A 24,955-nucleotide genomic window follows, 5' to 3' on the forward strand; every position below is an offset into this window, starting at 1 on the left:
CTACCATACGGCACCCGCGGAAAATGCTGCGGGCACAAGAAGTGTCATTTATTACGGAGACTCACATGCTTTCCCCTTTGAAATTGAAGCGCCTGCTGGCCGGCGCTGCCTTCGCAGCCTGGTCCGTCGTGGCCTCGGCGCAGCCCGCTGCACAGCCGGCCGCCAAGCCCAGCGTCGTGGTGCTGGCCACGGGCGGCACCATCGCCGGTGCGGGCGCCTCGGCGACCAACAGCGCTTCCTACGCCGCCGCCAAGGTGCCGGTGGACAAGCTCATCGCGGGCCTGCCCGAGCTGGCGAACGTGGCCAACGTGAAGGGCGAGCAGGTCTTTCAGATCGCCTCGGAAAGCTTCACCAATGAACAGCTGCTCAAGCTGGGCAAGCGCGTCTCGGCCCTGGCCAAGCAGCCCGACGTGGACGGCATCGTCATCACGCACGGCACCGACACGCTGGAAGAAACCGCGTACTTCCTGAACCTGGTGGTGCGCACCGACAAGCCCATCGTGGTGGTGGGCTCCATGCGCCCCGGCACCTCGCTGTCGGCCGACGGCGCGCTGAACCTGCTGAGCGCCGTCTCGGTGGCGGCCAGCAAGGACTCCGCCGGCAAGGGCGTTCTGGTGACCATGAGCGACGAAATCCAGAGCGGCCGCGACGTGGTCAAGGGCGTCAACATCAAGACGCAGGCGTTCCGCAGCCAGTGGGGCCCCCTGGGCATGGTGGTGGAAGGCAACAATTACTGGTTCCGTGCCCCCGTCAAGCGCCACACCGCGCAGTCGGAGTTCAACATCGACGAGATCGAAGCGCTCGCCCCGGTGGAGATCGTCTATGGCTACGGCAACGTGCCGCGCGCCACGGTGGACGCCGTGGGCCGCACGGGCATCAAGGCGCTCATCCATGCCGGCACGGGCAACGGCTCGGTGGCCGACCGCGTGGTGCCTGCACTGCAGGAACTGCGCGGCCAGGGCGTGCAGATCATCCGTTCGTCGCGCATCGCCGACGGTTTCGTGCTGCGCAACGCCGAGCAGCCCGACGACAAGTACGACTGGGTGGTCGCGCATGACCTGAACCCGCAAAAGGCCCGCATCCTGGCCGCCGTGGCCCTCACCAAGCCCCAGACCAGCAAGGACCTGCAGCGCATTTTCTGGCAGTACTGATCCCTCGGCCGCACCCCCGTGCGGCCTGGGCTGACGCCCGCTGGCGCGCCCCGCTTTCACGGAATTAGGGAATCACCCTTGGCCTTGTGTCACAGTCGGCCCGCCGTGTGCCTTGATAATGGATGCCCCGCCACCGGAAACCCCCCGATGGCGCGCAATCAAAATCCGGCGGGCGCACCGCCGATCTGGAGCACGACTGACAATGGCTGATTCCTTTTCCTATGGACAACTGATCGCCTCCGGTGAAGGCAAGCTGTTCACCCCTGACAGCGGACGACTGCCGCTGCCGCCCATGCTGATGTTTGACCGCATCACGCACATCGACAGCGATGGTGGGGCACACGGGCTGGGGAAAATCCGGGCCGAACTCGACGTGCGCCCCGACCTCTGGTTTTTCGACTGCCATTTCCAGGGCGATCCGGTCATGCCGGGCTGCCTGGGCCTGGACGCCATGTGGCAGCTCATCGGCTTCTACCTCACCTGGCTGCAACTGCCGGGCCGGGGCCGCGCGCTGGGCGCGGGCGAAGTCAAGTTCACCGGCGAAGTCGGCCCGAACGTGAAGCTGGTCACCTACGAAATCGACATCAAGCGCGTGATCAAGCGCAAGCTGGTCATGGCCATCGGCGATGCCCGCCTGCTGGCCGACGGCCAGGAAATCTACGCGGCGAACGATCTGCGCGTGGGCCTTTTCAAGCGTGAAGACGGGAAGGACGGATCGCCCGCAGCGGGAGCCACGGAATGACCATGAAGAAGCGCGTCGTCATCACGGGTGCGGGCATCGTCTCGTGCATCGGCAATGACCAGCAGGCAGTGACCACGTCGCTGCGCGAGAGCAGATCCGGCATCCGCGCGATGCCCGAGTTTGCCGAAATGGGGCTGCGCAGCCAGGTGGCGGGCGCCCCCCAGATCGACCTGGACGCCCTCATCGACCGCAAGCAGCGCCGGTTCATGGGCGATGCGGCGGCCTATGCCTACGTGTCGCTCAAGGACGCCATCGCCCAGTCGGGCCTGACGCCCGCCCAGGTGTCGCACCCACGCACCGGCCTCATCATGGGGTCGGGCGGCGGCTCGCCGGCCAACCAGATCGAAGCGGCGGACACCCTGCGCTCCAAGGGCATCCGCCGCGTGGGGCCGTACCAGGTCACGCGCTGCATGGGCTCCACCGTGTCGGCCAACCTGTCCACGGCGTTCGCCATCAAGGGCATCAATTTCTCGATCACCTCGGCCTGCAGCACCTCCGCGCACTGCGTGGGCATGGCGGCCCAGCAGATCGCCTTCGGCCTGCAGGACGTGATGTTCGCGGGCGGCGGCGAAGAACTGTCCTGGGGCCTTGCCACGCTGTTCGACGGCATGGGCGCCATGTCGGCCAAGTTCAACGCCACGCCCGAGTCGGCCTCGCGCCCCTACGACGCGGACCGCGACGGCTTCGTGATCGCTGGCGGCGGCGGCGCGCTGGTGCTGGAAAGCCTGGAACACGCCCAGGCCCGCGGCGCCGCCATCCTCGCCGAGATCGTCGGCTTCGGCCTGTCGTCCGACGGCGAGGACATGGTCGCGCCCTCGGGCGACGGCGCCATCGCCTGCATGCAGCAAGCCATCGCCGAAGCCGGCGGCGGCACCATCGACTACGTGAACACGCACGGCACCTCCACCCCGGTGGGCGACCTGCCCGAACTGCGCGCCCTGCGCGAGGTGTTCGGCGACGCCGTACCGCCGTTCTCCTCCACCAAGTCGCTCACCGGCCACTCGCAGGGTGCGACGGGCGTGCAGGAAGCCATCTACTGCCTGTACATGCTGCAGGGCGGGTTCATCGCGGGCTCGGCCCACATCGAGAACCTGGACCCGGCCGCCGAGGGCATGCCCATCGTGCGCACCTCGCGCGATGCCGCGCTGACCACGGTGCTGTCCAACAGCTTCGGCTTCGGCGGCACCAACGCCAGCCTGGTGCTGCGCCGCTGGGATCACTGACCACCGGTTGCTGAGCGGCGCTTTCGGCGCTGCTCATGCACATTGGCGCAAATCGAACCGCAAAACAGCACCCCTGGGCGCTGTTTTCCTTGGGGTCGCTGCGGCTCAATAGTTTTCGTTGACGTCTTTGAAGGGGCCTAACTTCGCCCGGAGGTACGCCTCGGGCTGCCCCGGAAAGTGTTCCGGAATCGCGAAGCCCTGCGGGCGCAGCGCCGGGTCGGGATACAGGCGCCCTCGGTTCGGGTTCTGCAGGCGCGGCATGGCGTCGTCATTGAGGAACGCAGCGATGTCCAGCGCTTGCGCCGGCGTGAGCTGGGGACGGTCGTAGGTAGCTCCCAGTGGCATGGAGGCCCTGATGTAGCGCGCCAGGAGCGGTACGGCGAACATGTGGCCGGCATTGTCATAGGTGTCGGAGCCGGCGATGGGCGGAAACAGGTATCCGCCGCCGGTTTTGAAATCGGAGCGTTGCTGGCCGGTCGCGTCCTTTCCGTGGCAGGCACTGCATTGCGCCGCGTAGAGCGTTGCGCCGCGCAGCGGATCGGCTGCCCGCGCGATGGAGGGCATGGGCAGCAGACCCGTGCGTTCCATGGCGGAGTGCGCCGGCGTGTCGCGTGCCAGCCAGCGCAGATAGGCGACGATGGATTTCAATTCGGCCGTGTCCAGCGTGATCGGCACACTGCCTGGGCCGAACATGCCGATGATGCGCTGCTCCAGCGAAATGATCTTGCCCGACTTGGCATCGAACTTCGGATAGTCGTTGACGGCGTTCACCAGCGGCAACGCGAAGGGCTTGGTGCCTGGCAGGCCAGAGGCGCCTGTCTGGTGGCATTGCACGCAGTTGAGACTGTTCCAGCTCAGCCGTTTCGTGGCATCGGGGGTGAGTTTCCCGACCCGCGACGACGTGTTGCGCAGCAGGTCGATACCGTCCCGTATCGCGTCGCCCTCTGGCCCTGCCGGGATGCGCCTCTCGTCTGGCTCCGCCCAGGGCTGCGGCGGGCGGGCCGCGTAGCGCTCCAGCAGGGCCCGCGCCTGCGTGGTGCTCAAGGTGTCGCCGATTCGGTGAGGCGCGACGTCGAAGGCCCGCGCGCAGAAAGAGAAGACCGAGAGGCCGAGGAAAAGTGCGAGCGATCCCGCTCGTTTCATGCATGTCATGGTGCTGGTTTTTTCGAGGAAGGCCGTGCCTAGCAGGCACCCGTGGCCGGATCGTGGATTCTGCACTGTAGAACGCGAGGGTTTCCATGCCGGAGACCGTGAACACATCCGGCGGTTTCTATTCGCTGCGGGATTGCTCCGCGAGACCGGCCAGTTCCCTCCGCAGGCGGGTCCAGCGCGAGCGTATCGTGCGGTTGCCGCTTCTGCGCCAGCGAAGCACGAGACGGGCCGGCGCCGAGGGTGGATGGCGGACGGCGTCTTTGATCGCGCTTCGGAGGGCAGGTTCGCTCCAGCCTTCCATCTCGGGTATCGCCAAGGCTCCAAGGTTGGCTCCTAGCACCGGAAAGACTTCCTGCCAAAGTATCGTTTCGATGCGGGATACCGGGAACTCGGCGTCTAGAAGTCGGCGCGCGATGTGGTCGAAGTCGTAGTCCTGCAGTTCCTTGCCGACGAACAGGTCTGCGAGAGCCATCCAGACCGGCACATGGGTATCTAGCGCTGTCTCTGAAGAGGGGTGAATGGCATTGGGTCGTCCCGACGCGGCAACCATCTCGGTATAGACCTTGGCCTGCTTCACTTCGTCCAGGCCAGTGAATGCAGTCTTGTAGAGCGACTGGGCGTACTTTTCGGAAAGCTCGGCGAAAATTTTGCCGTAGCGCTTGAGCTTCGTCGCGTAGGCCCTGCCTATGGGGCGACCGCGCAGGCGTGCCAGTTCCATGATGTGGTTCCTCATGGCGGTGGCGGTCTCCGCCCCCTGCAGCGCCGTCATTCTTCCCGACTCCACGGCTTGCGCGATTTCGTTGGCCGCCGCTGCTGAGTCTTGCACGTATTGCACTCGCACACGCGCATCCTTGATGCAGTTATGAGCGAAATTGGCAGCAGTGGCCTGCAATTAGGCAAGAGCCGAATGGAGCTGTTTGGCATCCTGACTGGATTTTAAGTCTGTGCTCATTCTGTAAGACCTCCTCTGCTTTTGGTAGCGGGCGGATTGTGTTTGCCGGTGCTTGCAGTTGGTGTGTTGTTTTGCAATGCCGGGCTGCCGGGCTGCCGTGATCTGTGTGGTTTTGCGTGGCTCCCCAGGGTGGTTGCAGAACGTCCACTTTTCGGCCCCGTAGAATCCGCAGTTCCGCGCTCCGCGCGGCTTCGCTCTCCAGACCACGCGCCCGGAAGACGGCTGTCGCCGCCCCTGGCCGCCATGACACACACACGCATGTTGACCTTCCAGCAAATCATCCTGAAGCTGCAGTCGTACTGGGCTGAACAGGGCTGCGCACTGCTCCAGCCCTACGACATGGAAGTGGGCGCCGGCACCTCGCACACCGCCACCTTCCTGCGCGCGCTCGGACCCGAGCCCTGGAAGGCCGCCTACGTGCAGCCCAGCCGCCGCCCCAAGGATGGCCGCTATGGCGAGAACCCCAACCGCCTGCAGCACTACTACCAGTTCCAGGTCGTCCTGAAGCCCGCGCCGGCCAACATCCTGGAGCTGTACCTGGGCTCGCTCGAAGCGCTGGGGTTCGATCTGAAGAAGAACGACATCCGCTTCGTCGAGGACGACTGGGAGAACCCCACGCTCGGCGCCTGGGGTCTGGGCTGGGAGGTCTGGCTGAATGGCATGGAGGTGACGCAGTTCACCTACTTCCAGCAGGTCGGCGGCATCGACTGCAAGCCCGCCACCGGCGAGATCACCTACGGCCTGGAGCGCCTGGCGATGTACCTGCAGGGCGTGGACAACGTCTACAACCTGACCTGGACCGATGGCCTGAGCTATGGCGACGTGTACAAGCAAAACGAGGTGGAGCAGTCCACCTACAACTTCGAGCATTCCGACGCCGACTTCCTGTTCATCGCATTCAACGCGCATGAAAAACAGGCCCAGCACCTGATGGAACAGCAGCTCGCCCTGCCGGCCTACGAACAGGTGCTGAAGGCGGCGCACAGCTTCAACCTGCTGGATGCGCGCGGCGCCATCAGCGTGACCGAGCGCGCGGCCTACATCGGCCGCATCCGCAACCTGGCGCGCGCCGTGGCCAAGAGCTACCTGGACAGCCGTGCGCGGCTGGGCTTTCCGATGGCGCCCAAGGAGTGGGCCGCAGAGGTGCTGGCCGACCTCGCCAAGGCGGAGCAGCAACAACAACAGCAGAAGAAGGCGGCCTGAGGCACGCACGCGCAGCAGGAGCACAGACCACCATGACCCATCCGAATCTTCTCGTTGAACTGTTCGTCGAAGAACTGCCCCCGAAGGCCCTGCAGAAGCTGGGCGACGCCTTTGCCGGCGTGCTGTTCGAGCAGTTGCAGGCTCAAGGGCTGGCCGCGCCGGGCGCCCGCCTGACGGCCTTCGCCTCGCCGCGCCGCCTGGCCGCGCACATCACCGAAGTGGCGCCCCAGGCCGCCGACAAGGCCGTCTCGCAAAAGCTCATGCCCGTCGCCGTGGGGCTGGATGCCGCCGGCAACGCCACGCCCGCGCTGCTCAAGAAGCTGACCGCGCTGGGGGCCGACGCCTCCGCCGTGGCCACCTTGCGCCGCGTGCCCGACGGCAAGGCCGAGGTGCTGTTCCATGACAGCACCGTGCGCGGCGCCACGCTGTCCGAAGGCCTGCAAAAGGCCCTGCAGGAGGCCATCGCCAAGCTGCCCATTCCGAAGGTCATGCGCTACCAGCTCACCTCCGGCTGCGAGCAGCCCGGCTGGACCAGCGTGAGCTTCGTGCGCCCCGCGCACGGCCTGGTGGCGCTGCACGGCACCGAGGTGCTGCTGTCGGTGAAGGCGCTGGGCCTGACCGCCGGCAACACCACGCACGGCCACCGCTTCGAGGCCGCCGTGGACCCGGTGGTCGTCACCAGTGCCGACAGCTACGCCCAGCAACTGGCCGAGCAGGGTGCGGTGATCGCCAGCTTCGCCGAGCGCCGCGCCGAGATCGTGCGCCAGTTGCAGGCCGCGGCAGAGCGCATGGGCGGCGGCGTGCGCCCCATCGAGGACGATGCCCTGCTCGACGAAGTGACCGCCCTGGTCGAGCGCCCCAACGTGCTGGTCTGCGAGTTCGAGAAGGAGTTTCTCGATGTGCCGCAGGAATGCCTGATCCTCACGATGAAGGCCAACCAGAAGTACTTCCCGCTGCTGCAGGCCGATGGCCGGCTGTCGCACCAATTTCTGGTGGTGAGCAACATCACGCCGGCCGATGCCAGCGCCGTGGTGCAGGGCAACGAGCGCGTGGTGCGCCCGCGCCTGGCCGACGCCAAGTTCTTCTTCGACCAGGACCGCAAGAAGACGCTGCTGTCGCGCGTCGAGGGCCTGGGTAAGGTGGTCTATCACAACAAGCTGGGCACGCAGGGCGAGCGCGTGGAGCGCGTGCGCGCCATCGCCAAGGCCATCGCGGAGCAGTTGTTCGCCGGCATCGGTGCGCACAACTCCGAGCTGGATTCGGCCGAGGGCGAGATCGCGCGCGACTACCTGCTGTCGTGCGTGGACACCGCCGCGTTGCTGGCCAAGACCGACCTGGTCACCGACATGGTGGGCGAATTCCCCGAGCTGCAGGGCATCATGGGCGGCTATTACGCCGCCAACGACGGCCTGGCGCACGAAGTGGCCCACGCCATCGAGGACCACTACAAGCCGCGCTTCGCGGGCGACGAGCTGCCGCGCGACAACGTCGGCCTGATCGTGGCCATGGCGGACAAGCTGGAAACGCTGGTGGGCATGTTTGTAATCGATAACGGACCTAGCGGAGATCGAGATCCATTCGCTTTACGTCGACATGCGCTAGGAGTAATTCGCATGTTGATTGAAAAGCGTCTGCCATTGAGTCTGTATTCGCTGCTTACCGATGCATTGAATGTTTTTAGAAAATGGTTTAAGCAGAAAGTTGGCTCCATGGCTTCTCTGTCACAACCAGAGCGAGCGGTTGTGGAAGTGTTTTATCCAAGCTATGTAACTCAAATTTCGTCTGTAATTTCTTACAGCGCTATCCGGAGTTTCATGAACGATAGGTTGGCTGGGTATTTGCGAGAGTTGGGATTTGGCGCGAAGGAAATTGATTCAGTTTTGCAAGGTGAAGTGGAGAGGCTAGATGAAATGCCAAGGCGGCTCGCCGCCGTGCGCGCCTTCGCCGCACTGCCCGAAAGCCCGGCCCTGGCCGCGGCCAACAAGCGCGTGGGCAACATCCTCAAGAAGGCCGAAGTGGCCGGCCCCGTGGACCCGCACGTCAATCCCGGCCTGCTGCAGGAAGAGGCCGAGAAGAACCTCTACGCCGCGCTGCAGCGCTTCGTGCCCGAGGCCGATGCCCAGTTCGACGCGGGCGACTACACCGCCAGCCTGCAGACGCTGGCCGTGCTGCGCGCGCCGGTGGATGCGTTCTTCGACGACGTGATGGTCAACGCCGAAGCGCTGGACCTGCGCCTCAATCGCCAGGGCCTGCTCAAGCGCCTGCACGTCGCCATGAACCGCGTGGCCGACCTGTCGCGGCTGGCCGCCTGAAGCGGCCGGTGGCTCTGGTAGGCTGGCGCAGTCTTTCAACCGGCGCTCCATCACCATGAAAATCGCCATCCTCGACCGCGACGGCACGCTCAACCCGCTGGGCGAGAGCTTCATCGCCTCGCCCGAAGAGTGGACCCCGCTGCCCGGCGCGCTGGAGGCGGTGGCGCGGCTCAACCATGCCGGCTGGCATGTGGTCGTCGCCACCAACCAGCCGGGGCTGGGGCGCGGTCTGTTCGACGTGCTGGCGCTCAATGCCATCCATGCCAAGCTGCACCGCCAACTGGCTGCGGTGGGCGGGCGCATCGATGCGGTGTTCTATTGCCCGCACGCGCCCGATGACCAATGCGCCTGCCGCAAGCCGGCGCCGGGGTTGATGGAGCAGATCCGCGACCGCTACGGCCTGGAGGGCGACGAGATACTGGTGGCCGGCAACTGCATGGAGCACCTGCAGGCCGGCGCCGCCATCGGTGCGCGCCTGCATCTGGTGAACACCGGCCAGCCCGTGCCGGTGGCGCCCGGCGAGGCACTGCCCGCGCCGTGGCCCGAGGGCACGCAGGTGCATGCCAGTCTGGCCGACTTCGCCGACCATGTCGCCGCGCAGTCATCGGCCGCAGCTGCGGCACCGGGCTTGAATCTTGCCGTTTGATGCTATCGATTGAATAGCTGCCAGCGCACGTCCATGTAGCGCTGGAGCCCGAAAACACTCTTTTCCCTGATTGCCATGGCCCTGATCCGTTCCATTCTTCACCTGCTCTGGATGGGCGTCACCGTCATCCCCTACACGCTGCTCATCCTGCTGGTGCGCCTGTTCGGGGCCAGCAGCCGCACGCGTTACCGCATCGCACGCGCCTGGCTCAAGCTCAGCACCGACGCGGCGCGCGTCATCATGGGCATCCGCACGCGCATCACGGGCATGGAGCACCTGCCCACCGACCAGGGGCAGGGCGTGGTGCTGCTGGTCAAGCACCAGTCCACCTACGAGACCTTCCTGATGCCGGCGATCATGCCGCGCCCGCTGGCCTACGTGTTCAAGAAGGAACTGCTGTACGTGCCGTTCTTCGGCTGGTCCATCGGCAGCCTGGACATGATCCACATCGACCGCGGCCAGCGCGCCCGTGCCTTCGTGAAGGTGCTGCAGCAGGGCCGCGCGCTGCTGGCCAAGGGCACCTGGGTCATCATGTTCCCCGAGGGCACGCGCGTGGAGCGCGGGCGCAAGGGCCAGTACAAGAGCGGCGGCACGCGGCTGGCGATCGAGGCCGGCGTGCCGGTCGTGCCCGTTGCCGTCACCTCGGCCAAGGTGTGGCCGCGCAAGGCGTTCATCAAGCGGCCGGGCACCGTGGACGTCTCCATCGGCCGCCCCATCCCGACCGAGGGCCGCAAGCCCGACGAGCTGATGCGCGAGGTCGAGGCCTGGATCGAAAACGAAATGCAGCGCCTCGACCCCGAGGCGTATCCGACGAGGCGGTGATGCAGCGGCTGGTGCAGCTGGCGCTCGATCTGTTCGGCGGCCCGCCGCCGGGCGAGGCGCAGCCGCCCCGACAGGGCGGTTCTCCATCGAATCCGGTGAGCGCCGGCGATTTGATTGCCGGTGATGCTATTGAAAAAGTAGCAAAAGGCGATCGAAAGCAGGGGCCGGTCGGCATTGCGCCGCCTGCCCGCGCCAAGCCCGCGCCTTCGCCTTCCCCCACCACATCATCGCCATCTGCGCCGGCCGCCCCGCTGGGCACGCTGCTGTCGCCCGCGATCTTGCGCCACCCCCGCGCCAGCCGCGAAGTGCTGCTGGGCGATGCCCTGGTGGCCTATGCGCTGCAGCGCGCGCGGCGGCGCACCATCGGGTTCACCGTGGGTGCGGACGGCCTTTCGGTGCGCGCGCCGGGCTGGGTGACGCTGGCCGCGGTGGACGCCGCGCTGCAGGAAAAATCCGCGTGGATCTTGCGCAAGCTCGGCGAGGCCCAGGCCCGCCAGCAGCGCGTCGAAGGAACCCGCATCGCCTGGGGCGACGGCGCCGTGCTGCCTTACCTGGGCGAGCCGCTCACGGTGGTGCTGGACCCGACGCACGGCTTTCGCGGCGCGGGCGGCGCGCTGGTCGAAGGGCCTGAGGGGCAGCGCCAATTGCACGTCGGCCTGCCGCACACCGCCTCGCCCGCCCAGGTGCGCGACGCGGTGCAGGCCTGGCTCATGCGCGATGCCCGCCAGCGCTTCATCGCGCGGCTCGATCATTTCGCGCCGCTGCTGGGCGTGCGCTGGAGCAGCCTGCGCCTGTCCAGCGCCCAGACGCGCTGGGGCAGCGCCCGCAGCGACGGCTCCATCCGCCTGAACTGGCGGCTGCTGCACTACCGCCCGGCCATCATCGACTACGTGGTGGCGCACGAGTTGTCGCACCTGCGCGTGATGGACCACAGCCCCCGCTTTTGGGACACGGTGCGCACCGTCGTGCCCGACTACGCCGACCTGCGCGGGCGCCTGCGCGACGAGCCCGCGCCGCCCTGGGATTGAGGCAGGCGCCCAAGCCCCTGACGGCAGTGCTTGAAACCCTGCGGCCCGGCCGCCGGTGCTGACAAAATGCCGCGCATGCTTTTCAACGCTTCTTCCTCTTCTTCGGCTTTCTCGCCTTTGCCGGACCATCCGCAGCCGGCCGAGGGCTATGCGGGTGACGTGTCGCCGGAACTGGCATGGCAATGGGTGCAATCGGGCCAGGCCGTGCTGGTGGACGTGCGCACCGACGCCGAGCGCGACTGGGTCGGCTTCGTGCCCGGCGCGGTCGCCGTGCCGTGGAAGCACTGGCCCGGCATGGCGCCCAACCCCCAGTACGACGCCGCCATATTGGCCGCGGTGCCACCGGGCCGCCAGGCCGTGCTGCTGTGCCGCAGCGGCGTGCGCTCGATGGCGGCCGCGCGGCGCGCCACAGAACTGGGGCTCCGGGCGTACAACATCCTGGAAGGCTTCGAGGGCGACGCCGATGAGAACGGCCACCGCAACCGCAAGGGCGGCTGGCGCCTGCGCGGCCTGCCGTGGCGGCAGGGCTGAGCGCCGGAGCCGGGCACCGCGCCCGACGCTGAGCCCGGCACGAAAATCCGCCAGCGTTCAGCCATGAAAAACGGGCCCGAAAAGGCCCGTTCAGGGACGGCGCACACGGCGCCGAAGGTCAGAGCGCGGGAATGCGCAGCTTCTGGCCGGGGTAGATCTTGTCGGGGTGCGTCAGCATGGGCTGGTTGGCCTCGAAGATCTTGGGGTACTTGTTGGCGTCGCCGTAGAACTTCTTGGCAATGGCCGAGAGGGTGTCGCCGCGCACCACGTCGTGGTACTGGGCTTCCGGCTCGGGGTTCGTGACCGTCATCTGGTTGTCGACGCTGGTCACGCTGGCCACGTTGCCGCAGCACAGGGTGACCTTCTCCTTGGCGGCCTGCGTGGGCGCTTCGCCCTTCACCGTGACCTTGCCCTCGGGGCCGGTGAACGCCACCTGGACGTTGCCCACGCCGAGGTTCTGCGACGCGATGTAGGTCTCGATGGCCTTGCCCGCCTTGGCGTTCAGTTCGTCCTGCGTCGGTGCTGCGGTGGTTGCGGCCTGGGCTTCCTTGCCGCCGAACAGTTTTTCACCGGCTTCCTTGATGAAGCTGAAAAGTCCCATGTGCTGGCTCCTTGATGGTCTGTGGATCGGGCCGGTCACTGTAGTCCCCTGAACGGCAGAGCGCCTGTCGGACAGCCGCCCGAAGGGCTTTGCTGCGCGGGGGGAGGCGCCGGCCTGGCGGAGCGTCTTGCAGGTGTCTCCTGCAAGAAAGTGCGGTTTGTAAAACTCGTGATAATCCCGCATGACTTTTCTGGCCATCGACGTCGGCAACACGCGCTTGAAATGGGCGATGTACGACGCACCCCAGCCGGGCGCTGCGGTGCTCGCCCACGGCGCTGAATTTCTGGACAACATCGAACGGCTGGCGGAAAGCTCGTGGGCCGGGCTGCCTGTGCCCGAGCGCATGCTCGGATGCGTGGTGGCCGGCGATGCCGTCCGCCGCCGCGTCATGGAACAGATGGAGCTGTGGGACGTGCTGCCGCTGTGGGTGGTGTCGTCCGGACAGGAAGCGGGGCTGATCAACGGCTACGACCATCCCACCCGGCTGGGCTCGGACCGCTGGGTGGCCATGATCGGCGCGCGCCACCGGCTTTTGGAGCAAGGCCCGGCGCGTCCGCTGATCGTGGTGATGGTCGGCACCGCTGTGACGGTCGAGGCCATCGATGCCGAAGGGCGCTTTCTGGGCGGGCTGATCCTGCCCGGCCACGGCATCATGCTGCGCGCCCTCGAAACCGGTACCGCGGGCCTGCACGTGCCCACGGGCGAAGTGCGCCTCTTTCCCACCAACACGAGCGATGCGCTCACGAGCGGGGGCACGTATGCCATCGCCGGCGCGGTGGAGCGCATGGTCCAGCACGTCACGCAGCATTGCGGCGAACCGCCGGCCTGCATGATGACCGGCGGCGCCGGCTGGAAGATGGCGCCCAGCATGACCCGGCCGTTCGACCTGGTCGAGAACCTGATTTTCGACGGCCTGCTGGCCATCGCCGCGCAGCGGTTCACCGAGAGCATTCCCGACCGCGAACGCCGCTAGCTCGCCGGCGGCTCAGCCCTCGGCGAGTTCGATCTGGGCCAGTTCCACGCCCAGTTGCTCGAGCGCATCGGCCGGCTGGGCGGCGGCGGCCTCTTCGTAAAGGCGCGTGGCGTCGTCCATGCGCTGGTCGCCCTCCAGGATGAGCAGCGCGTTCGCGTACTCGATCTTTCCGATCACAGACTCCGGATTGATGGCGAAGGCCTCTTCGAACAGCCGCAGGCTGCTGGCCTTGCGGGCGCCGTAGGTCATGCTGCCCACCATTTCACCGACCTTGTCGATGATCTCGGCATGGAACACGGCCAGCGCGAGGCGCGCATCGGCATGGCGGGGCGACAGCACGATGGCCTGCTCCAGCGTCTTGCGCACGCGGCTGCCCAGGCCCTGCGCCATGGCCTTGGCCACGCTGATGCCCTGGCTGTAGCGGCCGATCGCGTAGGCGTGCCAGAACCAGGCGTTGGGATTGGCAGGCTCCACGCGCATCTGCTCGGCGGCCCGCTCGGCCGCCTCGGTCAGCAACTCAAGGCGGCGGTCTTCGTGCGGCTCCAGATAGTTGGCATACACGATGGCGGCCTTGTTGGCCACGGTGATGCCGGCACCGCCGGCGGCCAGCCCGGCGCGCGTGGCTTCTTCGAAGGCGCCCCGGTGGAACAGCACCCAGGCGTCCATCACGGGGCCGTCGTCCGGGCAGGGCTCGGCATCGCCGGCATGCAGGCGGCTCCATTGGCTGCGCACCGAGGCGGCGGTGAAGGGAAAGGCGTCGGAGTTCGGGAAGGGCGTCCAGGGCTTCACGGCAGGGCTCCTCGGGGCAATCGAAATGGCATCGGTTCAGGCGGCCACGGCCTGGGTGGTGTAGGCGCCGCTCAGCGCCTGCAGATGCTCGCGCTGGCTTGCCTCCAGGTAAGGCATGAGCAGATCCAGCACATGGTGCGCGCCGCGCAGCAGGGCGCTCTGGGCGCTTTCCGGTTCGAGGGCGTGCCGCGGATTGCTCACGTATTCGAAGCTGAGCCAGTACGTCAGCACCACGACCATGCTGGTGGCCATGGAGCCGGCATCGCGGGCACCCAGGCGCAGGGCGCCCGAACGCTCCATGCCGCTCAGCACGGCGCGCAGGGCGTGGGTCTTGCGGGTGAGCAGGGTCTGGAAGTGGGTTTCGAGCCGGCGGTTTCGGGACAGCAGGTCGTTCAGGTCGCGGTACAGGAAGCGGTACTGCCAGATCAGCTCGAACAGCGTGTGCAGGAAGAACCATGCATCTTCCACGTCGCGCACGCCATCGGCCGCGTCCAGCAGCTCGTTGAGAGCCGCCTCGTAGCGCGAGAACAGCACGTTGACCAGCTCGTCCTTGGCCGGGTAGTGGTAGTACAGGTTGCCGGGACTGATCCCCAGTTCAGCGGAAATCGCCGTGGTCGACACGTTGGGCTCGCCGAAGCGGTTGAACAGCTCCAGCGTGGACTCCAGAATGCGCTCGGCAGTGCGGCGCGGCGCTTTTTTCACCATATCGGCGGCCTCCCAGGCGGTGGGTGGTTGTCTCTTTCACCCACTCTAACCGAGGCAGCCCATCCGCACGGTGTTGCAGTGCATCATGCAAGGGATAGGCAGCCCTTTGGGATTCCCCGCTGAATGGTCCGCGCCGCCGGGCGAACGCCGCTTTATTCGGCCGGTGGTTTTGCGGTGCGGGGCCGCGCCGCGGCGGTCTTGCGGGCTGCGGTGGCGCGGCCGGTGGCCGGCTTGGCGGCACCGCGCTTCGCGGCGGGGCGGGGCGCCGCCTGCGCACTGGTGGCGGCCTCCAGCGCCTGGGTGAGGGCGTCGATGCGCTCGTGCAGGGCCTGCACTTCCCGGGCCGTGGGGACGCCGAGCCGCGCCAGCGCCTTGGCCACGCGGTCTTCGAAAATCGTCTCCAGCTTGTCCCACTGGCCGGCCGCACGCGTGCCGAACTGGCTGGCGGCACTGGTCATGCGCTCGGCGGCTTCGGACAGGCGCTCCTGCGCGGTGGACTGGGTCTTGCGCTGCATGGCGGCCCCTTCCTTGACCAGCGCTTCGAACACCTTGCCGCCTTCCTGCTGCGCCTTCGCGAAGGCGCCCAGGCCCGCGAGCCAGATCTGCTGCGCGGAGTCGCGCGCCTTGTTGCGGTACGAGTCGCCGGCGGTGGAATCGGTGTCGTCCGGGGCGTCGGGGTTCTTGGAAGATCGGGGCATGGGCTTTTCCTTCGGGGCGTCAACGGCGCCGCCCGGGTTCTGGCGGCATCGGCCCTGACTTTACGGGCGCCCGCCCGTGCTTGTGTAGTGAGCCGCCACTAAACATGCACGGCACACGCAACACGCGCGGCACACGCGCGGCATCGCCCGGCGATGTGGCGCTGCAGCTGGTAACAGCGCCGCGGCGTGCGATGGGATAATCCCCCGCTTTGCCACAGCGGCGCCTTGAGCGACCCCCCCTTTCCCATGATTCTCGTCACCGGCGGCGCGGGCTTTATCGGCGCCAACTTCGTTCTGGACTGGCTGGCCTCGGGCGACGAGCCCGTGGTCAACCTGGACAAGCTCACGTACGCAGGCAACCTGCAAAACCTGGCGAGCGCGCAGGGCGACAGCCGGCATGTCTTCGTGCAAGGCGATATCGGCGACACGGCGCTCTTGCAAAAGCTGTTCGCCGAGCACCGGCCCCGGGCCGTCGTCAACTTCGCCGCCGAGTCGCATGTGGACCGGTCCATCCACGGGCCGGAAGATTTCATCCAGACCAATGTGGTCGGCACGTTTCGCCTGCTGGAGGCCACCCGCCAGCACTGGCATGCGCTGCCCGAGGGCGAGAAAGCCGCTTTCCGCTTTCTGCACGTGTCCACCGACGAGGTCTACGGCACGCTGTCGGCCGGCGACCCGGCGTTCGCCGAAACGCACGCTTACGAGCCCAACAGCCCGTACTCGGCCAGCAAGGCTGCCAGCGACCACCTGGTGCGCGCCTGGCACCACACCTACGGCCTGCCGGTGCTCACCACCAACTGCAGCAACAACTACGGGCCGTATCACTTCCCTGAAAAACTCATCCCCTTGATGATCGTGAACGCCCTCGCGGGCAAGCCGCTGCCCGTGTATGGCGATGGCATGCAGATCCGCGACTGGCTGTACGTGAAGGACCACTGCAGTGCGATCCGGCGCGTGCTGCAAGGGGGCGCTCTGGGCGAGACCTACAACGTGGGCGGCTGGAACGAAAAGCCCAACATCGAGATCGTGCGCGCGGTCTGCGCGCTGCTCGACGAGCTTCGCCCCCGCGCCGACGGCCAGAGCTACGCCGCGCAGATCCATTACGTGCAGGACCGCCCCGGCCATGACCGCCGCTACGCCATCGACGCCCGCAAGATCGAGCGCGAACTGGGCTGGAAGCCGGCCGAAACCTTCGAGACCGGCATTCGCAAGACGGTGCAGTGGTACCTTGACAACCCCGACTGGGTGGCCGCGGTGACGAGCGGCGCTTACCGCGACTGGGTGCGCACGCAGTACCAGGCGGCCCCCGACGCCCTGGCAGCCCGCGCATGAACGTTCTTCTTTTCGGCAAAGGCGGCCAGGTCGGCTGGGAACTGCAGCGCAGCCTGTCGGTGCTCGGCACCGTCACCGCGCTGGACCACGACAGCACCGACCACTGCGGCAACTTCGCCGACCCCTCGGGCATCGTGGAGACCGTGCGGGCGCTGCGCCCGGACGTGATCGTGAACGCCGCCGCGCACACGGCCGTGGACAAGGCCGAGAGCGAGCCCGAATTGGCCCGCACGCTCAATGCCACCACCCCGGGCGTGCTGGCCCAGGAGGCCGCGCGCATCGGCGCCTGGCTGGTGCACTACAGCACCGACTACGTGTTCGACGGCAGCGGCGATCGCCCGTGGGTGGAGGGCGACATGCCCGCGCCGCTGTCCGTGTACGGGCACACCAAGCTGGAGGGTGAAACGCTCATCCGGGAAAGCGGCGCCCGCCACCTCATCCTGCGCACGAGCTGGGTCTATGCGGCCCGCGGCGGCAACTTCGCCAAGACGATGCTGCGGCTGGCCCAGGAGCGCGATCGGCTGACGGTCATCGACGACCAGTGGGGCGCCCCGACCGGCGCCGACCTGATCGCCGACGTCACGGCGCACGCCATCCGCCACCTGCAGCAGCGCCCGGAAGATGCGGGCCTGTACCACTTGGTGGCCAGTGGCGAAACCAACTGGCATGCCTATGCAAAATACGTGCTGGCGCAAGCAGCACTAGGGGGTGATGCTATGAAAATAGTAGCAAAAGAAGTCGCGGCCGTGCCGACGAGTTCGTTTCCCACACCGGCCGTGCGTCCGCACAACTCGCGGCTCGATACCCGCCGGCTGCAGTCCACCTTCGGCCTCGTGCTGCCGCACTGGCAGACGGGCGTGTCGCGCATGCTTGCCGAAATCCTTTAGCACCAAGCCAGAGAGAAAGCACCCATGACCACACGCAAGGGCATCGTCCTCGCCGGCGGTTCGGGCACCCGCCTGCACCCGGCCACGCTCGCCATCAGCAAGCAGTTGCTGCCGGTGTACGACAAACCCATGATCTATTACCCGCTCAGCACGCTCATGCTGGCGGGCATCCGCGAAATCCTCGTTATCAGCACGCCGCAGGACACGCCGCGCTTCGAGCAGCTGCTGGGCGACGGGAGCCAGTGGGGCATTCAACTGAGCTATGCCGTGCAGCCCAGTCCCGACGGGCTGGCCCAGGCGTTTCTGATCGGCGAGGCGTTCCTGGCCGGCAGCCCCAGCGCGCTGGTGCTGGGCGACAACATCTTCCATGGCCATGACTTCGAGGATCTGCTGCGCAGTGCCCTGCGGCGCGAGGAGGGCGCCAGCGTGTTCGCCTACCACGTGCAGGACCCCGAACGCTACGGCGTGGCCGAGTTCGATGCCCAGGGCAAGGTGCTCTCCATCGAAGAAAAGCCCAAGGCCCCGAAGTCCAGCTATGCGGTCACGGGGCTGTATTTCTACGATGCGCAGGTGGTGGAACTCGCCAAGCGCCTGAAGCCGTCCGCACGGGGCGAACTCGAGATCACCGACCTGAACCGCCTGTACCTGGAGCAGGACGGGCTGCATGTCGAGATCATGGGGCGCGGCTATGCCTGGCTCGATACCGGCACGCATGAAAGCCTGCTGGAAGCCGGGCAGTTCATCGCCACGCTGGAGCACCGGCAGGGCCTGAAGATCGCCTGCCCCGAAGAAATCGCGTGGCGCAACGGATTCATCGACGATGCGCAACTGGCGCGGCTGGCGCAGCCACTGTCCAAGAACGGCTACGGCCAGTACCTGCAGCGGTTGCTCAAGGAGCCCCGCGACTAGCGGCTCCTGCGGGCGCTGCGCTGTTCCGGCGCCGCGCCGTGCGGTTTTCTTCCGATCTGTTTCCCCTTCTTTCGCTGTTGGCCCATCCATGAACGTCACCCCTACCCGCATTCCCGACGTCGTCCTCATCGAGCCCAAGGTGTTCGGCGATGCGCGCGGCTTCTTCTTCGAAAGTTTCAACCAGCGCGCGTTCGACGAAGCCACCGGAACGCGCCATGCGTTCGTGCAGGACAACCACAGCCGCAGCGCCCGTGGCGTGCTGCGCGGCCTGCATTACCAGCTCTTGCAGCCGCAGGGCAAGCTGGTGCGCGTGGTGCGCGGCACCGTGTTCGATGTGGCGGTGGATCTGCGCAAGAGCTCGCCCACGTTCGGCCAGTGGGTCGGCGAGGAATTGAGCGAGGACAACCAGCGCCAGCTGTGGGTGCCGCCCGGCTTCGGCCACGGCTTCGTGGTGCTCAGCGAGAGCGCGGACTTCCTCTACAAGACCACCGACTACTACGCGCCCGAGCATGAGCGCTGCATCGCCTGGAACGACCCGGCGCTGGCCATCGACTGGCGTTTCGAGGGCGAGCCCAGCCTGTCCGCCAAGGACATGAAGGGCTTGCCGCTGGCGCAGGCCGACGTCTTCGCCTGAGAAGGTGCGCCACCGTGCCGCCGGTGCCGCCGTGCTATGGCTTGGGCGCCTCCAGCGTCCGCTGCACGGCGCGGTAGAGGTGGTCCGAGCCGAACTTCGCGTTGTCGGGGTCGAACGAAAAAATGTTGTGCCCCCGCGGCACCAGCGCACCGTTCCAGCGCGGCTCGGCGAAGAACGATAGAAAGTCGGCCCCGTGCCGGGCATGCGCATCGAAAACGCGCCGCAGCGATGGGCCATCCATGGCCTTCAAAGGATGGAACTCGGTGATGCCGTAGCGGCGGTGGCCGTTGCGGCCCAGCCAATCGAAATAGGAATGCCCGTAGGTCGGCTCGCCATAAAGGCTCACGCCCAGGCGCATGCCGTCCAGCGGCTGCAGCGATGCCTGGATCGCAAACTTGTTTTCATCCCATCCCGGGTTCGTGAATGGGACGATCTGGTGCGTGTAGCGCGGCACGCCGGCCAGGCACGAGCGCGCTACTTCGCCGTCGAAATACCGGAGATAGTCCACCACCTGCTGCGCGCGGAACTCATGCCACAGCGGCACCAGCGGGTTGTAGTAGTACGACGATGCATCCCTGGGCGTGTCGATGTGGGCCTGTACGGCAGGACTGGCGGGCATGCTGGGGGGCAGGGCTGCCTGCGGCAGCCGCTGCGGCGTGCTTTGCTGCCGGTCCATGACGGCGATGTCGCGGCGGCCCAGATGGGCGAGGTGGCCGGGGCGGGTTTCCAGGAAGATATCCAACTGGTGCAGCCCGGGCGGTAGCTGGCGGAAGTCCAGGTCCATCCGCCAGCCGGTGTTGGCATCGCCGAACTCCGGCTTGGCGGCCAGCACATCCTGCCGGCCCAGCCGCACGGCCGTTTTGCCCACGAACTGGCCGTTGCGGTAGATGTGAATCCATGCAGGGCGCTCCGGGTCGGCGCCTTCCACATGGGCCCAGCCGGAGATCGGAAGGCTCCCCTGCGCGAAGGCGTCGATGTGCTCGGCGTAGCGGCGCAGGGGCTCGGTCCGGATGTCGCGGGAAGGCGGTTCGACCTCGGCAAACGTGGCGTAGTCGCCCCCGACTGCCCGGTTGAGCGCTTCGACGCTGCCGAACCGGCCCTGCACATACCGGCGGAAACCCTCCACCGACGCCGCGCTGTAATCAGTCACCCGATAGGGGCCATCGAAACCCATGCCCGCCTGGAAGTTGGGGAACAGGTGGTGCAGTTCCCCCAGCAGCGTGACGCCACGGATCTTGGCGCGGTCTTGCGCCGGGAGCTGGCAGGTCGCGTCCAGCACGGCCTGCATCGCCTGCGCACGCCGCTCGGTCAGCGTGTTGCGCGTGGTGGCGAAGGTCCAGTTGAACACCTTGGAGTCGTAATAGTCGTCCGTGCCCAGCGGGCCATCGCGCGTTTGGCCCATGTTGGCCGGGTCCGCGGCCAAGGTGGCTTCGATGGGGGCCTGCGCCGAAAAATGGGTGGAGAACAAATAGAGGATCACGGGCCTGGGCGTGTCGCGCACCGTGCGCACCAGGCGGCCGACCTTTTCATCGTCGATGCGCCAGGCGCCATCCGCGTCCTGCTGGAACAGGCGCAGCAGCGGCACTGGCAGGGTGTAGCCGAGGACCTCCTTCGAAGACGGCTGCGCGTGGGGCTGCAGGGTTTCGAGCGTGGATTCGATCAAGGCGGCTGCGGACCCTTGCGGCCCCTGGCAGCGCTCGGCCAGGTCGCGCAGCCCCGCCGGCAATGCTTCGGGCGCCAGCACGCAAGGTTCGATGACGCTGACCATCGGCGCCAAAAGCAAGGGAACGCCACCCGGTGGCTGAGAAGGTGCCGGCGCCTGCTGCTTCAAAAACGCCACGCCGCCTGCGCCGGCCAGAAACAGGCCGATGGCCGCCAGGGCCATGGATGTGTGCAGGAACGTGCGGCGGGGAGGTTTTTGCATGGGCGGGAAGCAGCGGTCGCTGGAAAATCAAAAAGCCGGCCCGACTGTAAGCGAATGCCCTGCTTTGCACGGGCCGTGCCAGGGTCGTGCCTTGGGGCACGCACAAATGCATGCCTTTTCGCGCAGCGGGCGCAAGGGCCGCCGCGGCTACACTTGGAGCCCGCCGCGCGCACGTCCGGGCCCGTAAATCGCAACGCAGCGCCGCTCCCCGCGAGCTTTCTACACCTCCATGACGACGAACACCCTTCCCGACCGCATAGAACCGCTGGCAGACACTCCGCCAGCGCCTCGCCCTCCGTTGGGAGAGCTGCTCGTTCAATCGGGCAAGTTGAGCGCCCGCGACCTGGACCGTGCGCTCTCCGCCCAGCAAGAGATGGGCGGCCTGCTGGGCCGTGTGCTGGTGCGCCTGGGGCTGGTGTCGGAGCTGGACGTGATCCAGGCGCTGTCGCGCCAGTTGGGCATCCCCATCGTGCCGGCGGCCGAGTTTCCAGAACTCATGCCCGAGGTGGAAGGGTTGCTGCCCGAATTCCTGCACGCCAACAGCGTGTATCCGCTGCAAGTCAGCGAAGGCCGTCTGCACGTGGCCATGGCGGTTCCACAGGATCCTTTCGTCGTCAAGGCGCTGCATCTGGCGACCGGGCACGTGGTCGTTCCCCACCTGGCCCTGGACAGCGACATCGAAAAGGCATTGTCCCAGCCGGTGGTGGAGCAGGGCGAGGAGGGCGGCGAGTCCGACGATGGTTTCGGCGACGGCTCCGATGGCGGCGACTTCGTAGAGCATCTGAAAGACCTGGCCAGCGAAGCGCCCGTCATCCGCCTGGTGAACGTCATCATCGGCCGCGTCATCGATCTGCGCGCTTCGGACATCCATCTGGAGCCGTTCGACGACGGCCTGCATGTGCGCTACCGGGTGGACGGCGTGATCCACGCGGGCGAGCTGGTGCCCCCGCGCCTGAGCGCTGCCGTGAATTCGCGCGTCAAGCTGCTGGCCCACCTGGACATCGCCGAGCGCCGCCTGCCTCAGGACGGCCGCATCAAGACGCGCGTGAAGGGCCGGGAGCTCGATCTGCGCGTGTCCACCGTTCCCACCGTGCACGGCGAAAGCGTCGTGATGCGGGTGCTGGACCGGGCGAGCGTGCGGCTGCAGCTGGAAACCATGGGTTTCGAAAAGGACACGCTGGAGCGGTTCAACGGCCTGCTGGCGCGCCCCCACGGCATCCTGCTGGTCACCGGCCCGACGGGCTCGGGCAAGACCACCACGCTGTATGCGGCCCTGTCCAAGATCGATGCCGGCTCCAACAAGATCATCACCGTGGAAGACCCGGTCGAATACCAACTGGAAGGCATCAACCAGATCCAGGTGCACCCCCAGATCAACCTGACCTTCGCCAACGCGCTGCGCTCCATCCTGCGGCAGGATCCCGACATCATCATGATCGGCGAAATGCGCGACGGAGAAACGGCGCAGATCGCGGTGCAGTCAGCGCTCACGGGCCACTTGGTGCTCTCCACGCTGCACACGAACACGGCGGCAGGCGCGGTGATCCGGATGAAGGACATGGGCGTCGAGGGCTACCTGATCACTTCCGCCGTCAACGGCGTGCTGGCGCAGCGGCTGGTGCGAACGCTGTGCAGCCACTGCAAAGAACCCTACGACCCCGGCGAAGAACTGCGCCAGAGCACCGGGCTGTCGCGCTTCAGCGGCGTGGGGCAGGCGATCTACCGGGCGGTAGGGTGCGATCAGTGCCGCGGTTCCGGCTACCGGGGCCGGACCGGCATCCATGAGCTCTTCGTGCTGGATGAGCCCATGCGCCGCGCCATCATCGAAGGCCGCGACGCCAATGCGCTCAATGCGCTGGCGGCGGAAGGCGGCATGCTCAATCTCTACGAAGACGGACTGCGCAAGGTGGCCGCCGGCGTGACGACCATCGACGAGCTCGCCCGCGTCACCCAGGACCAAGCCGATGCCTGATTACGTCTGGCGTGCCGCTGCCGCCTCCGGCAAAGTGGTCGAGGGCCGGCTCAGCGCCGTCACCGAAGCCCAGGCCCTCAAGCAATTGCGTTCGCAGGGGCTCACGCCCCTGAGCATCGGCGATTCGGCCACCTCGGCCGTTGCCGGTGCGAGCAGCGCCATGGGCGCCGCCTCGGCCAACGAGGCAATCGGTGCAGCCACCGTGCCCAAGGGGCGTGCGGGCAAGGGGCCGGTGAAGTCGGCGGATGTGCTGGCGCTCACGTCGGAGCTGTCCATCATGCTGCGCGCCGGCCTGGCGCTGGACAACGCACTGCGCGTGCTCATCGACATGAGCTACAAGCCCAGCATGGCCACGCTGCTGCAGGGCATTCTGGACGCCGTCAAGGGCGGCACGCCGCTCAGCCGCGCGCTGGCCCAGCACCGCGATCTGTTCGGAGATTTCTACATCAACATGATCCGCTCGGGCGAGGCCAGCGGCCAGATGTCGTCGGTGCTGGAGCGGCTCGTGGAGCACATGGAGCGCCAGCGCGCCCTGCGCGACAGCGTCATCTCCGCCACCATCTATCCAGCGATCCTTTTGGGCGTGGCCGTGCTGTCGCTCATCGCCATGCTGGGGTTCGTGGTGCCGCAGTTCGAAAAGCTTTTCACCGACATGGGCGATGCGCTGCCCATGCCCACCCAGATCGTCATGGCGCTGGGCCACGCTTTCACGCGCTATGGGCTGTTCATCGGCATCGTGGCGCTGGGGCTGGGTCTCATGGTGCGCCGCTGGGTGGCCTCGCCAGCAGGCCGGCAGTGGTGGCAGGCGCGACTGCTGAAGCTACCGCTCATGGGGCGCCTGGCGCTCAAGTACCAGCTCACGCTGTTCTCGCGCTCGTTGGGCACCTTGCTCGGCAATGGGGTTCCCATGCTGACGGCCTTGCACATCGCGACCGAAACCGTGAGCAACACCGTGTTGCAGCAGGCGCTTTCCCGCGTTGCCCCCATCGTGAAGGAAGGGGGCAAGGTCGTCCAGGCCATTTCCGCCACGGGCATTTTCGAACCACTGGCGATCAACCTGATCCGCGTGGGCGAGGAAACCGGCCGCATCGGCCAGATGATGATCGAGCTCTCCAATATATTGAACCGCGAAGTGGAAACCGGTATCAAACGCCTTCTCACTCTGGTGGAGCCTGTGCTCATTCTGGTGCTGGGTATCTTGATCGCCGCCATCATTGTTTCCATCCTCCTCGGGATCCTGTCCATCAATGACCTCGCCGTATAATTTTTGTTTGTCCAAGGATTCTCTTTCCATGGCGCATTCCCGTGCTGGCCGCTCCTGTGGCACCCCTCTGCAACGCAAATCCGCTCGCGGCTTCACGCTGATCGAACTGCTGGTCGTTCTGGCCATCCTGACGTTGCTCGCTGGCTTGGTCGGGCCCCGTGTGTTGAACCAGTTGGGCGGCGCCAAGGCCAAAACCGCGGGCGTACAGATCGCCGATCTGGACAAGTCGCTCGAATTGTTCAAGCTCGATGTGGGCCGCTATCCATCGACCGAAGAAGGCCTGGAAGCGCTGGTCAAGCGCCCGGGCTCGGTGAATGGCTGGACAGGTCCTTACCTCAAGGGCGGCGTGCCTTCGGACCCATGGGGCCATCCTTACCGCTACGCAAATCCCGGTCCGAACGGCGGCATCGAGATCCTTTCGCTCGGTTCCGACGGCGCGCCCGGCGGCGAAGGCGAAGCGGCCGACATCCGCAACACCCCCTGACCATCTTCATCCCCTGCCGTT

The 24,955-nt window shown here is 66.8% G+C and carries 24 protein-coding genes; 17 read left to right on the forward strand and 7 right to left on the reverse strand.

The window, feature by feature from the left end:
• The first annotated feature begins 65 nt into the window (after positions 1-65).
• The 3 genes from AVHM3334_RS06845 (at position 66) to fabB (ending at position 3,116) form a co-directional block, all read left to right on the forward strand.
• On the forward strand, positions 66-1,151 hold the full coding sequence (locus tag AVHM3334_RS06845; protein ID WP_284410788.1) for a type II asparaginase: 1,086 nt from the start codon (positions 66-68) through the stop codon (positions 1,149-1,151).
• A 202-nt stretch (positions 1,152-1,353) separates the two neighbouring features.
• Complete coding sequence (gene fabA, locus AVHM3334_RS06850) at positions 1,354-1,893, forward strand: 3-hydroxyacyl-[acyl-carrier-protein] dehydratase FabA (RefSeq protein WP_284410789.1); 540 nt, start codon at positions 1,354-1,356, stop codon at positions 1,891-1,893.
• A complete protein-coding gene (gene fabB, locus AVHM3334_RS06855; protein ID WP_284410791.1) occupies positions 1,890-3,116 on the forward strand; it encodes a beta-ketoacyl-ACP synthase I in 1,227 nt (408 codons plus the stop codon). The genes fabA and fabB overlap by 4 nt, the downstream gene beginning before the upstream one ends.
• Positions 3,117-3,221: 105 nt before the next feature.
• Here the strand turns inward: fabB and AVHM3334_RS06860 are convergent, their stop codons facing one another.
• The gene (locus AVHM3334_RS06860; protein ID WP_284410793.1) at positions 3,222-4,259 is read right to left on the reverse strand and encodes a c-type cytochrome; all 1,038 of its coding nucleotides are present in this window, start codon (positions 4,257-4,259) and stop codon (positions 3,222-3,224) included.
• Positions 4,260-4,386: 127 nt separating this feature from the next.
• On the reverse strand, positions 4,387-5,103 hold the full coding sequence (locus tag AVHM3334_RS06865; RefSeq protein ID WP_284410794.1) for a DUF7079 family protein: 717 nt from the start codon (positions 5,101-5,103) through the stop codon (positions 4,387-4,389).
• A 375-nt stretch (positions 5,104-5,478) separates the two neighbouring features.
• Here AVHM3334_RS06865 and glyQ point away from each other — a divergent pair, with 375 nt between their 5' ends.
• The 6 genes from glyQ to AVHM3334_RS06895 all read left to right on the forward strand — a co-directional run bounded on the left by glyQ (position 5,479) and on the right by AVHM3334_RS06895 (position 11,762).
• A complete protein-coding gene (gene glyQ / locus AVHM3334_RS06870; RefSeq protein ID WP_284410939.1) occupies positions 5,479-6,423 on the forward strand; it encodes a glycine--tRNA ligase subunit alpha in 945 nt (314 codons plus the stop codon).
• A 32-nt stretch (positions 6,424-6,455) separates the two neighbouring features.
• A complete protein-coding gene (gene glyS, locus AVHM3334_RS06875) occupies positions 6,456-8,735 on the forward strand; it encodes a glycine--tRNA ligase subunit beta (RefSeq protein WP_284410796.1) in 2,280 nt (759 codons plus the stop codon).
• 55 nt (positions 8,736-8,790) lie between these two features.
• Positions 8,791-9,381, forward strand: a complete 591-nt coding sequence (gene gmhB, locus AVHM3334_RS06880) for a D-glycero-beta-D-manno-heptose 1,7-bisphosphate 7-phosphatase (RefSeq protein WP_284410798.1) — start codon at positions 8,791-8,793, stop codon at positions 9,379-9,381.
• Between the two features lie 75 nt (positions 9,382-9,456).
• On the forward strand, positions 9,457-10,203 hold the full coding sequence (locus AVHM3334_RS06885) for a lysophospholipid acyltransferase family protein (RefSeq protein ID WP_284410800.1): 747 nt from the start codon (positions 9,457-9,459) through the stop codon (positions 10,201-10,203).
• Entirely contained in the window at positions 10,203-11,231 is a 1,029-nt protein-coding gene (locus tag AVHM3334_RS06890) for a M48 family metallopeptidase (RefSeq protein ID WP_284410801.1), read from the forward strand. Before AVHM3334_RS06885 ends, AVHM3334_RS06890 begins: the two co-directional genes overlap by 1 nt.
• A gap of 75 nt (positions 11,232-11,306) precedes the next feature.
• The gene (locus tag AVHM3334_RS06895; protein WP_284410803.1) at positions 11,307-11,762 is read left to right on the forward strand and encodes a rhodanese-like domain-containing protein; all 456 of its coding nucleotides are present in this window, start codon (positions 11,307-11,309) and stop codon (positions 11,760-11,762) included.
• A gap of 118 nt (positions 11,763-11,880) precedes the next feature.
• On the opposite strand, the gene lysM is transcribed toward AVHM3334_RS06895, so the two are convergent.
• Complete coding sequence (gene lysM / locus AVHM3334_RS06900; protein WP_284410805.1) at positions 11,881-12,363, reverse strand: peptidoglycan-binding protein LysM; 483 nt, start codon at positions 12,361-12,363, stop codon at positions 11,881-11,883.
• A gap of 181 nt (positions 12,364-12,544) precedes the next feature.
• Between lysM and AVHM3334_RS06905 the strand changes: the two genes are divergently transcribed.
• Complete coding sequence (locus AVHM3334_RS06905; RefSeq protein WP_284410806.1) at positions 12,545-13,336, forward strand: type III pantothenate kinase; 792 nt, start codon at positions 12,545-12,547, stop codon at positions 13,334-13,336.
• Positions 13,337-13,348: 12 nt separating this feature from the next.
• On the opposite strand, the gene AVHM3334_RS06910 is transcribed toward AVHM3334_RS06905, so the two are convergent.
• The 3 genes from AVHM3334_RS06910 to AVHM3334_RS06920 form a co-directional block, all read right to left on the reverse strand.
• Positions 13,349-14,125 (reverse strand): tetratricopeptide repeat protein, encoded by a 777-nt coding sequence (locus AVHM3334_RS06910; RefSeq protein WP_284410808.1) that lies wholly within the window; start codon positions 14,123-14,125, stop codon positions 13,349-13,351.
• Positions 14,126-14,161: 36 nt separating this feature from the next.
• Complete coding sequence (locus AVHM3334_RS06915; protein WP_284410810.1) at positions 14,162-14,830, reverse strand: TetR/AcrR family transcriptional regulator; 669 nt, start codon at positions 14,828-14,830, stop codon at positions 14,162-14,164.
• Between the two features lie 152 nt (positions 14,831-14,982).
• Entirely contained in the window at positions 14,983-15,528 is a 546-nt protein-coding gene (locus AVHM3334_RS06920; protein WP_284410812.1) for a phasin family protein, read from the reverse strand.
• A 246-nt stretch (positions 15,529-15,774) separates the two neighbouring features.
• Between AVHM3334_RS06920 and rfbB the strand changes: the two genes are divergently transcribed.
• From rfbB to rfbC, 4 genes are all read left to right on the forward strand, one after another.
• On the forward strand, positions 15,775-16,860 hold the full coding sequence (gene rfbB / locus AVHM3334_RS06925; protein WP_284410814.1) for a dTDP-glucose 4,6-dehydratase: 1,086 nt from the start codon (positions 15,775-15,777) through the stop codon (positions 16,858-16,860).
• Complete coding sequence (rfbD, locus tag AVHM3334_RS06930; RefSeq protein ID WP_284410816.1) at positions 16,857-17,747, forward strand: dTDP-4-dehydrorhamnose reductase; 891 nt, start codon at positions 16,857-16,859, stop codon at positions 17,745-17,747. The genes rfbB and rfbD overlap by 4 nt, the downstream gene beginning before the upstream one ends.
• A gap of 24 nt (positions 17,748-17,771) precedes the next feature.
• Positions 17,772-18,656 (forward strand): glucose-1-phosphate thymidylyltransferase RfbA, encoded by an 885-nt coding sequence (gene rfbA, locus AVHM3334_RS06935; RefSeq protein WP_284410817.1) that lies wholly within the window; start codon positions 17,772-17,774, stop codon positions 18,654-18,656.
• A gap of 88 nt (positions 18,657-18,744) precedes the next feature.
• A complete protein-coding gene (gene rfbC, locus AVHM3334_RS06940) occupies positions 18,745-19,290 on the forward strand; it encodes a dTDP-4-dehydrorhamnose 3,5-epimerase (protein ID WP_284410818.1) in 546 nt (181 codons plus the stop codon).
• A gap of 34 nt (positions 19,291-19,324) precedes the next feature.
• On the opposite strand, the gene AVHM3334_RS06945 is transcribed toward rfbC, so the two are convergent.
• Positions 19,325-21,214 (reverse strand): hypothetical protein, encoded by a 1,890-nt coding sequence (locus AVHM3334_RS06945; RefSeq protein ID WP_284410820.1) that lies wholly within the window; start codon positions 21,212-21,214, stop codon positions 19,325-19,327.
• Between the two features lie 229 nt (positions 21,215-21,443).
• On the opposite strand from AVHM3334_RS06945, the gene gspE reads away from it, so the two are divergent.
• Genes gspE through gspG form a run of 3 tightly spaced genes read left to right on the forward strand, consistent with a single transcriptional unit; the run spans position 21,444 to position 24,934 of the window.
• On the forward strand, positions 21,444-23,186 hold the full coding sequence (gene gspE / locus AVHM3334_RS06950) for a type II secretion system ATPase GspE (protein WP_284410822.1): 1,743 nt from the start codon (positions 21,444-21,446) through the stop codon (positions 23,184-23,186).
• Entirely contained in the window at positions 23,179-24,450 is a 1,272-nt protein-coding gene (locus AVHM3334_RS06955) for a type II secretion system F family protein (protein WP_284410824.1), read from the forward strand. Before gspE ends, AVHM3334_RS06955 begins: the two co-directional genes overlap by 8 nt.
• A gap of 28 nt (positions 24,451-24,478) precedes the next feature.
• On the forward strand, positions 24,479-24,934 hold the full coding sequence (gene gspG, locus AVHM3334_RS06960) for a type II secretion system major pseudopilin GspG (protein WP_284410826.1): 456 nt from the start codon (positions 24,479-24,481) through the stop codon (positions 24,932-24,934).
• Positions 24,935-24,955: the final 21 nt, after the last annotated feature.

Origin of the sequence: Acidovorax sp. SUPP3334 (assembly GCF_030159055.1) — a bacterium.
Lineage (GTDB): Bacteria > Pseudomonadota > Gammaproteobacteria > Burkholderiales > Burkholderiaceae_C > Paracidovorax.